The following is a 13956-nucleotide window of genomic DNA, read 5'->3' as shown; positions in this document are numbered from 1 at the left end:
GCTAGGGATAAAAACATGAAAAAACTGCGAAAAACCCAAGCCGCGCTCAACCTGCCCACGCTCACCCTTGAGGGCGGGCTGTTTCTGCCGGATCAATTGGAAAAAGCCGCGCTCGGCAGCGCCCAGTGGCAAACCGAAACCGACTACGGCATTCCTAAGGGCCTCAAGCTCAAGGATGAGTACAGCCGCGCCTTCCAGATCGCTAGTGCTCAGTGGAAGCACTTCGCCGCCCAGCTCGAACGGGCCGATGTGAATGCCGCCGCGCTTACCCACACCTTCGTGCAAGAGCTGCTGCGCGATGTGTTTGGTTACACCCACCTGCAAGCTTGCCCTGGCATCACACTAAGCGACCGACATTATCCGGTCAGCCTGCTGGCAGGCAGTGTGCCAGTAGTGGTAGCACCGCATACCCTGGCTTTGCATGAAGCCCATGCACGATTTGCGATAGCGGGTTCTGGCGCCCGCAAAAAATCTGCCTTCATGCTGGCGCAAGAGCTGCTCAATGCCAGCCCCGATTACCTCTGGGCCATTGCTTGCAACGGGAAAACGCTGCGCTTGTTGCGCGATGCCGCCACGCTGACCCGCCCCAGCTATCTCGAAATCGACCTGGCGGACCTGCTCGGCGGCCAGCGTTATGCCGAGTTCGCCAACGTTTGGCGCTTGCTGCATGCCAGCCGTGCGGCCGGTGAACCCGCCGGCTGCATTTGGGAGCGCTGGCGTGCAGCCGGGCAGGAAGAAGGCACCCGCGTGCGCGAAGGTCTGCGCTTGGGCGTGACCGATGCCCTGCTGAGCTTGGGTGAGGGTTTTCTCCAACACCCGGCCAATGACGCCCTGCGCAACGCCCTGCATAACGGCGAGCTCAGCAAGAATGCCTACTTCGAGCAACTGCTGTGCCTGATTTACCGGCTGATATTTTTGTTCAATGTCGAAGAGCGCGGCCTGCTGCATCCAAAAGACGACAGCAAAATCGCCCAAGCAGCGCGCCGCGCCTACGTCGAGGGCTATGCCCTGGCCCGCCTGCGCGAGCTGTGCCTCAAGCGCCGCGCCCGCAACCGCTTTGATGACCACTGGCAAGCCCTGTGCATCGTTTTCAAGGGCTTGAGCGAAGGCGAACCGCAACTCGCCTTACCCGCCCTTGGAGGCTTGTTCGCCCTGAACCAATGCCCGGCACTGGATGCAGCCAGTCTGGATAACGCGCACTTGCTTGCCGCCATGCTGAACCTGCGCTGGGCCAGCCATTCTGTTGGTAAAAACGGAGGCGTGCTCGCCCCGGTGGACTACCGCAACATGGGGCCGGAAGAACTCGGCAGCGTCTACGAAAGCCTGCTGGAGTTGGTGCCGGAGATCGACCTGCCTGCACGCCAGTTCGGCTTTGTCGGCCTCACCAGCGCGGGCAGCACCGCCGGCAATGCCCGCAAGCTCAGCGGCAGCTACTACACGCCGGATTCGCTGGTGCAGGAACTCATTAAATCCGCGCTCGACCCGGTGATCGAGCAACGCCTTGCCGCCCAGACCGAATCTCCCATTGAAGCGCTGCTCGCCATCCGTGTCATCGACCCGGCTTGCGGCAGCGGCCACTTCCTGCTGGCGGCCGCTCGCCGCTTGGCCGAAAAGCTCGCGCAACTGCGTGCCACCGATGGCGAACAAACCGAACAAGACTTCCGCCACGCCCTACGTGAAGTGGTGGCCAAGTGCATATTCGGGGTGGACCGCAACCCCATGGCCATCAAACTGGCTCGCACCGCGCTGTGGCTGGAAGGCTTTGAAGAAGGCCGTCCGCTGGGCTTTCTCGATCACCACCTGCAAGTGGGCGATGCGCTGCTGGGGCTGACCGATTTGAAAGCTCTGGAACTGGGCATTGCCAAGGACGCATTCAAACCGCTCTCTGGCGACGACAAGGAAGCGTGCAAGCAGCTCACCAAAACCAACGCTACCGCCCTCAAAGACGTGGAAAAGAAACGCAACGCCCGCGCCTTCGGCCAACTGGATGTTGCCAGCGCCACCGGCAGTGGCCTGAGCCAATTGCAAGCGCTCGAAGCCCTACCGGAAAACACCACCCGGGAGATCGCTGCCAAGGAAGCCGCTTACCGGGCGTTCTTGCAACAAGCCAAAACCAGCCGACTGGCGCATGCAGCCGATTTACTGGTGGGTACCTATCTGCTACCCAAACTCGAAGGGGATGAAGCAAATATCCCTACCAGCAATACGCTCTACCTCACCTTGCTGGGTGATGCTTTACCAACGCAGCAACAAGGCGCATTAGCCGCCGCGCAGATGGCCTGCGTTGAAGCCCGCGTATTGCACTGGCCCTTGGCCTTTCCGCAGGTGTTTGCCAGCGGCGGCTTTGACTGCGTGCTGGGCAACCCACCCTGGGAGCGCATCAAACTGCAGGAAGAAGAATTCTTCGCCACCCGGCACCGCGATGTGGCGCAAGCCAAGAACAAGGCGGAACGCAGCCAGCGTATCCAGTGGCTTTCTGAGGGGATGCTGGCTAAACATTTGTTTCCTCAACTAGAACACTCGCCCCACGAACGCGAAGCGGAACAGCGCGTGTATGCCGAATTCATCACCGCCCGCCGCACGGCGGAAGCCGCCAGTGTGTTTGCTCATGTGAAGGGCGACGATGGAGGGCGTTACCCACTCACCGGCGTGGGCGATGTGAATACGTATGCACTATTTGCCGAAACCATCAGCCAGATCACCCATACAACGGGCCGGGCCGGGTTTATCGTGCCGACCGGCATAGCGACGGATGACAGCACCAAGGCTTATTTTGCCCACCAAACCCAGACCGGCCGATTGGTCAGCCTGTATGACATCGAGAACCGTGACGCTGTTTTCCCATCCGTCCATCGTAGCTATAAGTTCTGCCTCCTCACGTTGGGACAGGCAGAGCAGGCAGAGTTCGTCTTCTTTGCGACGCAAGTCAACCAACTGACCGATCCAAGACGCCGCTTTACCCTCACCCCCGCCGAATTTCGCCTCATCAACCCCAACACGCTCACCTGCCCAGTGTTCCGCAGCGAGCGCGATGCGTCGTTGACCAAGAAACTTTACGGCGCCGCTCCGGTGTTGATCGAGGAAGGAAAGCCGAGTGGTAATCCTTGGTACATTTCATTCATGGCCATGATGCATATGTCCGGTGACAGCCATTTATTTATTGACTCCGGAAATGAAGGGATGCTGCCTTTGTACGAAGCCAAGATGATTGGTCAGTTTAACCACCGTGTTGGCTCTTACGAAAGTCGAGATGGCGATCGTGGCAATCGCGTACTTCCTAATACCCCCTTGGAAAAATACCAAGATCCTAATTACCAGGTACAGCCCTTTTATTGGGTAGATGAAAACGAGGTAATCTCGCGTCTTCAAGGTCGATGGCACAGAAAATGGCTTTTGGGCTACAAGGACATTACAACCGCCATCACTGTCCGGACTTTTATCTCCACGATCATCCCACTGTCCGGAGTCGGGCATACATTGCCATTGATTTTCCCTGCTCTAAACGATGTACCCCGTATTGCATGTCTCGTAGCGAATGCCAATTCTCTTGTTGTCGACTATATAGCCCGACAAAAGATTGGCTACATTCATCTGACCTACGGCTATTTAAAGCAGTTACCTTTCCTTTGCCCCAACCGCTACACTGAAGCTGACCTTGTCTTCATCGTCCCACGCGTACTGGAGCTCATCTACACTGCCCACGATCTCAAACCCTGGGCACAAGACCTCGGCTACTTCGGCGAACCCTTCACCTTCAACCCCAATCGTCGTGCCCAACTGCGCGCCGAACTCGATGCCTACTACGCCAAACTCTACCGCATCACACGCGACGAGCTGCGCTACATCCTCGATCCCGCCGACGTAATGGGTGAGGATTACCCCAGTGAGACCTTCCGCGTGCTCAAGAACAAAGAAGTACGAGACTTTGGCGAATACCGTACCCAACGAATGGTGCTGGAGGCGTGGGACAAACTGGAGCGAGGGGGGTTAGGCTAGTGCTGACGCACTTGAAACTGGAGAACTTCAAGATCTGGCGCAGCACCGGGCCTATTTGCTTGGCGCCCATTACCTTGCTGCTTGGCACCAACTCCTCCGGCAAATCCAGTCTGATCCAGAGTCTGTTGCTGATCCGGCAAACGGTGAAAGGTGACGACCCCAATCTGGATCTCAATCTGGGTAATCCCGATACCGATGATTCGGTGACGTTGGGACAGTTCAAGGACTTGCTCTGCCGCCATGGCCTCACCAGTGAAAGCACCTCGGCGACTCAGGTGGGTATCGAATTTCGCTGGAGTGAGCACGGCCAGGCAGAACATTCAACGCTTTTTTCAGCACGCTACAATAGAGGACCGATCGGTAGCGCAGAACTGGCCTTTCTACGTTTGGGGAAAGACGGGCAGGGCTTTACCGTACAGCGGCGCAAGGCCGGCATTTACCGCCTGAGCTTGGCCACGCTGGCTAAGCCTTTAGGCCAAAGTGCAGATTTTCGCCCGCAGCGTTCATTTGCCTTTTCGGCGGCCACGCTTAACAAACTGGGTGCGCAGGCGGAGTTGATCAAGCCGATTGGCCCAACCTTGCTGGATGAACTGGGCCGCATCATTTACCTGGGCCCCGTGCGCCGCATGGCGCAACGCGACTATGTGTGGTCTGGCCGCATGCCCGCACACATCGGCGACGATGGTGCCAAAGCGGTGGATGCCTTGATCGCCAGTGGTGTAGCGCGGCAGTCTGCCCTCAAGCGCAAACGAGCGCTGCCTGCCGAAGCGCAACTATTCGAGCAAACGATTCATTGGTTGAAGGCGATGAATCTGGCGGATGCGCTTTCCATCCGCGCCCTAGGCAGCTCTGCACGCTATGAATTGATGATTGAAAACGACGGCCAGGCCAGCAACCTCAAGGATGTCGGTGTGGGCGTTTCGCAGGTTATCCCCGTTATCGTGGCGGCCTTGTTTGCCCAGCCAGGGCATATCGTCATCGTCGAAGAGCCAGAAAGCCATTTGCACCCACTGGCTCAAAGCAAGTTGGCCGAGTTGCTGGCGCAGGTGAGCAAGGAGCGAAAAGTTCAGTTCATCGTCGAGACTCATTCCGAACACCTGTTCCGGCGCATGCAAACACTAATCGCAAAACAAGACATAAAGCCCAATGAAACCGCTATGTATTTCGTCGAGCGCGACGGGAAAACAGCGACCATGCGGCCGTTGGAACTGGACGACTTCGGTCGCGTGAAAAACTGGCCAGCGGGTTTCTTTGGCGATGCGCTGGGCGAGACTCGTGAACAGGCGCGTCTTGTGTTTACGCGCCAGCAGGAGAACAAGGCATGAGGGATCGCTATGTGGTCGATACCAATGTGCTGATTGCTGCCAGTGCTGCAGACCCAACGCACCCGAAGGATATTGATGCAACCCCGGCTGATCCAATACAGCGGATGCGGGTATGGCAGTGGCTTGACGCATTTCAGTCCAGTCCATCCCGGATAGTGTTGGATCTAGCCGGCGGCATTTACGACGAGTACTACAAAAAGCTTGGCTTTAATGACTTTGGCATTCAAGTAGTGATACACAAGTGGAGCACCGGAGCCGTAGATAACGTCGATGTCGCCTATGACGAGCATCGCCACGGAGTATTGCAGCCGCCATTGCTGGCAGTGATCCACGACGAGGCGGACAAGAAGCTGGTGGCCGCAGCCCTGGATTCACATAGGCAGCATGGTGAGGGCTGTATCGCCTTTGCGGGGGACACCGATTGGCATGATTGGGAAGCTGATCTGCTGGCGAGCCAGGTGCTGTTAGAGCCAATCATTGAAGACTGGTCACGGCAAAAACATTCCGAAAAGCAGACTCGTTGAATGAGGACCGTGGCTTGACCGATTTCTTCCGTTTCCCCCACACACCGCACATTGCTTGGCTGGGCGAAGGCGCCCCACGCGATGACAAGGTGCTTTCACCCAATGAGGTGGCGGCACTGCTCACGGGCAATGTGATGGTGGAGGAGAAGCTGGACGGTGCAAATCTAGGCCTGTCTCTCGCTCCAGATGGCAGTTTGCGCGCGCAGAATCGAGGGCAATATTTGGCTGAACCTCACTCCGGTCAATTCGCCCGCTTGCCAGCCTGGTTAGCGCAACACAGCGAGGCAATGCGTGTCGTGCTCAAACCGAACCTGATCCTCTTTGGCGAGTGGTGTGCAGCGCGCCATTCGCTGGACTACGCTGCCCTGCCGGATTTGTTTCTCTTGTTTGATGTGTATGACCGCGCAACGCGCCGCTTCTGGAGTACGCCAAGACGCAATGTGCTGGCAAGTGCAGCGGGTTTGGTGACGGTGCCGCAGGTGCTGCATGGGAAGACCAATGTTTCCGCGCTCAAACAGCTTATCGCCACCACACACAGCCGTTACCGCAATGGTGCGCTTGAAGGCTTGGTAATTCGCCGCCAATCGGCGGATTGGTGCGAAACGCGCGCCAAGCTAATCCGGCCCGACTTCGCGCAAGCCATCGGCACGCATTGGCGTAAGCGAGCGATTGAGTGGAACAGGGTTCAATATGAATAATTCGAGGATCACGCTATGCCCCTATTTGCCACGCTAACCAACGAGCGAATATGTCAGGAAATTGAGGCGTCGAAAAAGCACGTCATCCTAGCTGCGCCCGGCATCTGCGTACCTGTGGCCAAAGCGCTGCAACATGCCCACCAACGGCTCGGGCAAGGCGCGGTGCAGGTAGTGCTGGACGTATCGGCGCGGGTAACACGCCTCGGTTATGGCGAACATGCTGCGGTTGAGATGCTAAGTCAGGCGGGTGTCATGCTGCGCCAACATGCAGGCTTGCGTATTGGTGCGTTGATTTGCGATGACGCTGGCTGGAGTTTTGCCACATCTCCAAGCCTGGTGGAGGCGGACCTCACTGCTGACAGTGAGGCCTTTAATGCCATCACGCTAACTTCAGCACAAGTCATGGTGTTGCGTGTAGAGCTTCCTCCCGTGATCAAAGGTGAAAATTTCTCGCCTGCACTGGAATATCCGGTGGTCGGCAGTGAGCCGGTTGAAGAGGCCACTTTATGCAAGGTCAAGCGTGCGCTTGAAATTGCACCCCCACAGCAATTTGACTTGGCGCGTCAAACGCAAGTTTATGCCGCGCTCATTCAATTTGTTGAGCTGACATTCGAGGGGTTCAATATCCAGAGTCGCCGCATTCAGTTGCCCAAAACCCTGCCGCTGATCGCCACTCAAGATAAAGCGCTGAAAGATCGCGTGACCGCATCACTCAAAGTGTTGGATAAAGTCGAAAAACCCAAAGCGCTTCAAGAGGTCACCGAGAAGCTAGAAGAGCTGCGTCAAGCTTATTTGGTGCCTGTGGGGCAGGCTGGCCGCGTGATGCTGAAGTCGAAGCGGCAGAGTTTCGAGAATGAGCTGACGAAAATCGAGAAGGATTTGGATGACTGTAAGGAAGCCCTGAAGAAGGATTTGCAGGAGGCTTTGAACAAAGTCATCGACGCGATTATCCCCGACTTGTCGCGGGCAGTTATGGCAAATCCACCATCGCGTTTTCGCGGCCTGTTTCTTGCCACCGAAGAGTCAGCCGCAGTTTATGTCAGAGAAGAGCTTGCCAAGTCGTTTCCAACGGCTGAGGAATTGGTATTCGGGATGAAGATCCACAAGTTCTACAAGGATGTGACCTACGAAACGCTCAAGAACAAGGATTTTGGCGAGCGCGTTATGAAGGAGATTCCGCAATCTGTAATGGATGGCGCGCTGTTGAAGGAAGAAGTGGCAGCAAAAGCTGGGCCGGTAATGTCGTGATCGGATTTTGGCAAACCAGCATGAGTGCCCAGAACCCTCTACAACTCGCCCTCATTGAAAAATGCGGCAACGATAACGGCTTTGAATATGTCCTAGCATCGGCTGCAGATGGCGTCATCTTGGCTTCGGCGCGCCATTCGACCCGCGCTTTGGTGAGCGTTGAAGGCGATGCTTATCATGTGCATTTTCAGTCGGCTTCCACAACCTTGTGTGCGGAGCTTGGACGCAGTTTTCCGCACTCAGGCGGCGGGGCTGACAGATTCAAAGCGCGGAGCGATGCGGCGCTGGCGGCGTTGCTCCGCCGTGCAGCCAGCCTCGCGCGCTCTCTGCCCAGTCAGGTCGCTACCGACTACCAGCAGGCGGTGGCGATGGAACTGTCGACCTTGCCCGCCGGCATTGCTGGCACCGAAGTGGAGCGCCTGGTGCGCCAGCGCATCGGGCAAAATAAGTTCCGCGACGCGATGCTGGATTACTGGGGTGGTGCTTGCGCCGTCACCGGTATTGCCATCCCCGAGGCGCTGCGTGCCAGCCACGCTAAACCTTGGAGCGAGTGTGAAGCGGATGCTGAGCGGCTGGATGTATTCAACGGCTTTCTCCTTAGCGCCAATCTGGATGCATTGTTTGACCGTTTTCTGATCAGCTTTGATGAACAGGGCGTGCTGGTGATTGCGCCTGCATTAGTGGGACTGAATTTGCTTCCCCTAGGTATTGCGCCCGGCATGAAACTGCGTTGGGTCAATGCACTGCACCAACCGTACCTTGGACTGCACCGTGCCCGCTTGCAGCAACGATTGTCGCCAGCTGCAAGCAATTTGATCTAAACACCATGATGTGAAGAATGAAGGAATAAGAACATGGCCCGTATTGAGAACCACAAATATAGCATCGAGGAAGCCTTCAGGGAGTGCTTCTACATCGTTCCGGACTATCAGCGCGAGTACGTCTGGACGGACAAAGAAGTCCAACAGCTGTTGGAGGACATCAACGAGCAGATCGATGCAGGCTCGACGAGGGAATACTTTATTGGCACCGTGCTGGTGTCGCCGACGGATCAGAAGAATCACTACGAAGTGATCGATGGTCAGCAGCGTCTGACCACATTCTTCCTGCTGCTTTGCGCCCTGAAGCATGTGTTTCAGGGTGAACCCCAGCGGCAGACCGTAAGCGGCTTGATTTCGACCAGCTACACGGACCGCGACGGCGAGACGAGAGCCAGTTTGAAGCTGGAGCCGCGTTACGAAAACGCGGGCGAAGTCATGGCCAAGCTGGTAGAGCTGGACACCGATCCGTTGGCCGTGCGTGTGGGCATTCAAGCTGCAGGGATATCCAGCTTTGGATCACTGGAAAATCTAGTAAATGCTTACGGCACGCTTCACCGCTACTTGAAGGACAACTACGATGACTCGACCAAGCTGAAGAAGTATTGGGGCTACTTGGCCAACAACGTCGTGTTCATCCAGATCTCGACGGACGTGAGCAGCGCGCTGAAGATCTTTGAGACCATTAACGAGCGTGGCGTCGGCCTCAACCCGATGGACTTGCTGAAGAACCTGCTGTTCACGCAGGTTAAGCAGACACAGTTCACCCAGCTCAAGGACGAGTGGAAGAAGATTACAAAGCCGCTGGAGAAGGAAAAGGAAAAGCCGCTGCGGTTCCTCCGCTATTTCCTGATGGCCAACTATGTCATCAAGAACGACCGTGGCGACGCCGTCGTGCGGGAAGACGAGATTTACGACTGGTTTGTCGATAAGGACAATGCCCCGCTTTGCGACTACGCGAACAAGCCGTTTGAGTTCGTGCGGAAGGTCATTCGTAGCGTCGAACATTACCTCGCTTTCGGGAGTGGCCTCGGCAACGATGGCAAGCCGAATCTCGCCATGGATAGTCTCAAGCGGCTGGCTGGTGGCGCGTTCAGCTTGCACTACGTGTTGCTGCTGGCGGCTGCTGCCTTGCCGAAGCCGCTGTTCGATCACTTCGTCACCCAGCTTGAGAGCTTCCTGTTCTATTACATCTTCACCAAAACGCCGACAAAGGATCTGGAGCGGAATTTTTCGCTGTGGGCCGACGAGCTGAGGACGATTGCAGCCATCACGGACCCACTGAAGCAGCGGGCTGCGCTAAACGCGTTCGTGGCGGACCGATTTGAGAGCAACATGGCAGCGAAATCACCGGAGCTGTCGGATGCACTGAAGCGCTTCTCGCTGTACACGATGCAGCAATACCGGACACGCTATCTGCTGGCACGGCTGACCCAGCACGTGGATATGGCGTTCAGCGGCGTTAGATTACCTGGCAGCCTGGAGTCGTACACCAGCCTGGAAATCGAGCACATTCTGCCGGACACGCCAACCGCAGAGCTGCGGGGAAAATGGGCCTCTGAAAACCCGACCGCCGTCTATGACGACTACAAGAACCGGCTGGGTAATCTGACCCTGTTGGAGAAGCCAATTAATATCGTGGCCGGCAATAACTTCTACACGGCGAAGCAGGCCGAGTACCGAAACAGCAGCAACTATCTCACGCGCAGTTTGGTCGAGCTGAAGAATGTCGGGCAGAACACATCCATCTCCAGGATCAATGAGAAATTGGAGGCGTTCCCAGCGTGGGATGCCGCATCGATCGAGAAGCGGCACGGAATGCTTATAGCGTTGGCTCGGGATGTTTGGAAAACGACACCTATCGAGGTCTGACGAGGGAGCGCATTCACGATGTCGAATCCAAAGACACCTGCGACGATGTGTCTGACTGTAATGCTCTCGATTCAAAAGCAGAGGAAATGATGGGAGTCAGAGATTATAGATAGGGGTAACTTATGGGGTAACAAGGATTAATAAATAACATATTGTTATTATATTTCTTACAGTTAAAACAATTTTTTGGTAGTCGCCGCCCCACCATCAATACGTTAAGCCGCTGATTCTTGGCGGCTTTATCGTTTCTAGACGTTCGATCTGGCTTGGAACCCCAACCAAGCACCCCAAAACAGATCGAAAATGGCAATTAAACTTCCTTCCCATTTGTGCCGTAGTCGTAATGGAAATTTGTATTTCAGAATTGCAATACCACCTGATCTACGCGACTACTTTCAAACTAAAGAGATATACCGCAGTCTTCGCACTGCAAGCGTGCGGGATGCTAAACATGCAGTTCACTTGCTAGCAGGCACCTTCAAGCAAACTTTTGAGAGAATTCGACAAGACATTATGTCTGGTAAGAGCAAAAAGACTGATAAAGGCTTTGAGTTTGATTTTATTACCAAAATCGAATTCGACGGACCACCAGAGCGGAGAACGATAAAAAGCGTAATACTTCAAAGTGAACCGCATGACACACCAGAAACGATTAAGGCCAACGAAGAGTTGGCTTATAAGACTGTTAACAACCATTTGGGGGCACCGCCACCCTCTGCGTTACAAAATCAGCAGGAAAAAGGCATCGCATTATGGGATAAGAGAAAAAGTCGAAAAATCGCGCCAGAATTTCACGCTATTCGGGGCAAGTGCGACGTATTGATAGCAATTTATAATGCAATGAACAACGACGACGATACCTTACTAGACAAACTTCTATTAGAAAGCGTAACTGAACTTTAGAAGCTAGCGAGCAAAAGATGAGAGGCAGGCTATATTTCACCCACCTCTCATTTTATTTCCGAAACAGTAAAAGTTTTACGGCTCATCCAAATATGACGTCTCATAATCCTACGTCTGCCTGTCCTGCTTGGGGTTTTGCAGCAGAGAGAATCCGGTAAACGCTAGCTATACCAATACCGGTCTTTTCTGCGATTTCTTGACGTGTCATATTTTGCGCAGCAAGCTCTAAAACCTTATCAGCCTTTCGCTTAGCGGTTGGTTGCCTTCCTTTATATTTCCCTGCTTGTTTCGCGGCGGCGATTCCGTCTAATTGACGCTCAAGCATAAGCGCACGCTCGAACTCTGCAATTGCACCCATGATTGATAGCATAAGCTTTCCGTTTGGCGTGCTTGTATCAATCTGCATGCTCAGAATACGAAGCGCCACGCCTTTCTTTTCAAGCCTTTCGATAATCTGCAAGAGATGAGGCAAAGAGCGTGCAAGACGATCAATCTTTGTTACAACTAACGTATCCCCTTCACGCACATAATCCAGCGCGGATTCAAGCTCTTCCCGCTTGCCTACACTAACTGCACTTACTTGCTCCTGAAATACCTTCTTGCAACCTGCTGCTTTAAGTTCAGCTAACTGCGCTTCAAAGCCCGCAATTTGTTCACGCGTGGAAGTCCGGGCATATCCGATCAACATAGTTTTTCTCCCTCAAAACTATCAATTAAGTATTAGAAGTAGTGATAGTATCACTATCAAAACTCAAACGCAACTTTATTGATAGTATTTATTGATCAGATTCCACCATCTCATATGAGCAGGGTCTTTTGATGCTAATCATTTGCAATACTGTGGCACTTAGCTAATGCTGAAGCTGAAGCATATAATTGCCGTTCTCGTGGCTACTAGAAATAAAGGTAGAAGATGGCTCAACGCAATAGACTTACAAATAATTCGAGTGAGGCAGAGATTGGCTCACTCATATCCGGGGATACGATTTTCTCCATCCCCTATTTTCAGCGTCCATATAAATGGACACCGGAGAGGATAAAGCAGCTTAGTCTTGACATTATGCAGTTGGTGGATGAATCCAGCGATGTTCATTTCCTCGGCGCAATAATCATTCATGGACGCCGATCAAATCCAGCAGATCCTAATATCTTCGACGTTATAGACGGACAGCAACGCATAACAACTATCTTCTTATACCTGTGTGCAGCGGTGAAGACTTTATGCAATGCTGAACAATATGAGGAAGCTGTAGCGCTCTTTCAAAAATATCTTGTTATCAACAGGCATACTGGTGCGCTTTCAAATTACAAGCTCCATTCGTGCAAAGAAGATCGCGCTCAATTAAATTGGGTATTTCGAGATCTTCTCTCCGATGATGGGCTTTCTTCGGCTCTTAACGGGTTTAAGCTCATTTCTCTCCCTGAGAGTGGCAATGAAAGCGGAACGCTTCGGAATAATTACCGCCATGCCCTACGTTTTTTCAAAGAAGAACTTAAGCAGGGAGCAATTCAGCGAGTCCGAAATATATATAGCAAGCTACTGAACCAGGTAAGCATAGTTCAAATTGATGTGTGGGACCCAACGAATGGACCTAAGATATTTGACAGCTTGAATTCGCGTCATGAGCCAATGACAATTGGCGATTTAGTCAGAAATGAAGTCTTTTCAAAGGTTGCAGATGAGCATTCAGATAAAATTGAGAGAGTGGATGCAGAATATTGGCAACCATTTTATAAAAAATTTGAGCAAAACCGACGTAACTACTTCGATGGATATTTTTTTCCATACGGTTTAACTAAATGGCCTAACTTAAAAAAGTCGGACGTTTACAGTGCATTGCGGAAAGAATGGGACAACATAAGTGATCCTGAGCAGATTATAAAGCAACTGGCTGAGGGTCAAAATGCATACCTTGATCTTCAGTGCGGTTCTAATTTCTCTAGACATCCTAAGGAACTAGCTGCCGCGTTCAAACGCCTACATGAAACCCAATTACCTAGTTCCACATTTCCTTTCCTTATGCTTCTTTCGGAAGCAGCATCAAACAATGTTCTTGCTGAAGAAAGCGCGATTGCGATATTGGAGGTAATGGAGTCTTTTCTGGTGAGACGTGCTGTTTGTGGGCATGAACCTACTGGTTTGCACGCAGTTTTCAAGAGACTGTGGATAGACTGCGAAGGAGATTGAGCGTGTAACGAGGGAAATTAGCAAACATAAGACCATTGTCTGGCCGAATGATAAAGAGTTTGAAGAGGAAATCACGACTAGGAATCTATACGGAGTTGGAATTACTCCATTTCTGATTCATCAATATGATAGAAGCCTTAATGGTGACAGTCCGATGCTAGTAAAGACTATTGAACATGTTCTTCCTCAAAAGCTTACCCCGGCTTGGCTAGCCGATTTTACCGAGAAAGAACATGAAACACTGAAAGACCGTTTAGCTAACTTGTTGCCTTTAAGTAGTGGCATGAATTGAATCGCCCCGGTTTTCGTGGAGGCTTTTTGGTTTAAGTTAAACTTCTACCGTGGCCTTTTGGACCAATTGCTGATAATAGTTTGCTTCTGCTT

11 protein-coding genes are annotated in these 13956 nt (G+C 53.2%); 10 read left to right on the top strand and 1 reads right to left on the bottom strand.

Features of this window, described 5'->3' with window-relative positions; genetic code table 11:
* The first annotated feature begins 15 nt into the window (after positions 1–15).
* From C8R21_RS11340 to C8R21_RS11305, 8 genes are all read left to right on the top strand, one after another.
* Complete coding sequence (locus C8R21_RS11340; protein ID WP_107762800.1) at positions 16–3996, top strand: Eco57I restriction-modification methylase domain-containing protein; 3981 nt, start codon at positions 16–18, stop codon at positions 3994–3996.
* Positions 3996–5321 (top strand): DUF3696 domain-containing protein, encoded by a 1326-nt coding sequence (locus tag C8R21_RS11335; protein WP_107762799.1) that lies wholly within the window; start codon positions 3996–3998, stop codon positions 5319–5321. The genes C8R21_RS11340 and C8R21_RS11335 overlap by 1 nt, the downstream gene beginning before the upstream one ends.
* Positions 5318–5845, top strand: coding sequence for a hypothetical protein (locus C8R21_RS11330; protein WP_107762798.1), 528 nt, complete (start codon positions 5318–5320; stop codon positions 5843–5845). Before C8R21_RS11335 ends, C8R21_RS11330 begins: the two co-directional genes overlap by 4 nt.
* Entirely contained in the window at positions 5842–6543 is a 702-nt protein-coding gene (locus C8R21_RS11325) for an RNA ligase family protein (RefSeq protein WP_258192371.1), read from the top strand. Before C8R21_RS11330 ends, C8R21_RS11325 begins: the two co-directional genes overlap by 4 nt.
* A gap of 15 nt (positions 6544–6558) precedes the next feature.
* A complete protein-coding gene (locus tag C8R21_RS11320) occupies positions 6559–7791 on the top strand; it encodes a hypothetical protein (protein ID WP_107762797.1) in 1233 nt (410 codons plus the stop codon).
* 20 nt (positions 7792–7811) lie between these two features.
* Positions 7812–8612, top strand: a complete 801-nt coding sequence (locus C8R21_RS11315; protein WP_107762827.1) for an HNH endonuclease — start codon at positions 7812–7814, stop codon at positions 8610–8612.
* A 33-nt stretch (positions 8613–8645) separates the two neighbouring features.
* A complete protein-coding gene (locus C8R21_RS11310) occupies positions 8646–10481 on the top strand; it encodes a DUF262 domain-containing protein (protein WP_107762796.1) in 1836 nt (611 codons plus the stop codon).
* 303 nt (positions 10482–10784) lie between these two features.
* Entirely contained in the window at positions 10785–11384 is a 600-nt protein-coding gene (locus C8R21_RS11305) for a DUF6538 domain-containing protein (protein ID WP_146162479.1), read from the top strand.
* A 100-nt stretch (positions 11385–11484) separates the two neighbouring features.
* Here C8R21_RS11305 and C8R21_RS11300 read toward each other — a convergent pair whose 3' ends face one another.
* Positions 11485–12072, bottom strand: a complete 588-nt coding sequence (locus C8R21_RS11300) for a recombinase family protein (protein ID WP_107762794.1) — start codon at positions 12070–12072, stop codon at positions 11485–11487.
* A 225-nt stretch (positions 12073–12297) separates the two neighbouring features.
* Between C8R21_RS11300 and C8R21_RS11295 the strand changes: the two genes are divergently transcribed.
* Together C8R21_RS11295 and C8R21_RS16685 are read left to right on the top strand one after the other, a co-directional pair.
* Positions 12298–13572 carry a DUF262 domain-containing protein gene (locus C8R21_RS11295; protein WP_107762793.1) on the top strand — a complete coding sequence of 425 codons (1275 nt, stop codon included), beginning with the start codon at positions 12298–12300 and terminating at the stop codon, positions 13570–13572.
* Complete coding sequence (locus C8R21_RS16685) at positions 13568–13864, top strand: HNH endonuclease family protein (RefSeq protein WP_107762792.1); 297 nt, start codon at positions 13568–13570, stop codon at positions 13862–13864. The genes C8R21_RS11295 and C8R21_RS16685 overlap by 5 nt, the downstream gene beginning before the upstream one ends.
* The last annotated feature ends 92 nt before the right edge of the window (positions 13865–13956 follow it).

The organism is Nitrosospira multiformis (assembly GCF_003050865.1).
Classification (GTDB): Bacteria; Pseudomonadota; Gammaproteobacteria; order Burkholderiales; family Nitrosomonadaceae; genus Nitrosospira; species Nitrosospira multiformis_E.
This window is presented reverse-complemented; position numbering and strand designations above follow the sequence as displayed.

What these genes read in the sequence shown, in the direction of transcription:
- C8R21_RS11320 (WP_107762797.1), top strand. Translation starts at nt 6,559, where the DNA reads ATGCCCCTATTTGCCACGCTAACCAACGAGCGAATATGTCAGGAAATT.
- C8R21_RS11310 (WP_107762796.1), top strand. Translation starts at nt 8,646, where the DNA reads ATGGCCCGTATTGAGAACCACAAATATAGCATCGAGGAAGCCTTCAGG.
- C8R21_RS11340 (WP_107762800.1), top strand. Translation starts at nt 16, where the DNA reads ATGAAAAAACTGCGAAAAACCCAAGCCGCGCTCAACCTGCCCACGCTC.
- C8R21_RS11330 (WP_107762798.1), top strand. Translation starts at nt 5,318, where the DNA reads ATGAGGGATCGCTATGTGGTCGATACCAATGTGCTGATTGCTGCCAGT.
- C8R21_RS11305 (WP_146162479.1), top strand. Translation starts at nt 10,785, where the DNA reads ATGGCAATTAAACTTCCTTCCCATTTGTGCCGTAGTCGTAATGGAAAT.
- C8R21_RS11295 (WP_107762793.1), top strand. Translation starts at nt 12,298, where the DNA reads ATGGCTCAACGCAATAGACTTACAAATAATTCGAGTGAGGCAGAGATT.
- C8R21_RS11315 (WP_107762827.1), top strand. Translation starts at nt 7,812, where the DNA reads ATGAGTGCCCAGAACCCTCTACAACTCGCCCTCATTGAAAAATGCGGC.
- C8R21_RS11300 (WP_107762794.1), bottom strand. Translation starts at nt 12,072, where the DNA reads ATGTTGATCGGATATGCCCGGACTTCCACGCGTGAACAAATTGCGGGC.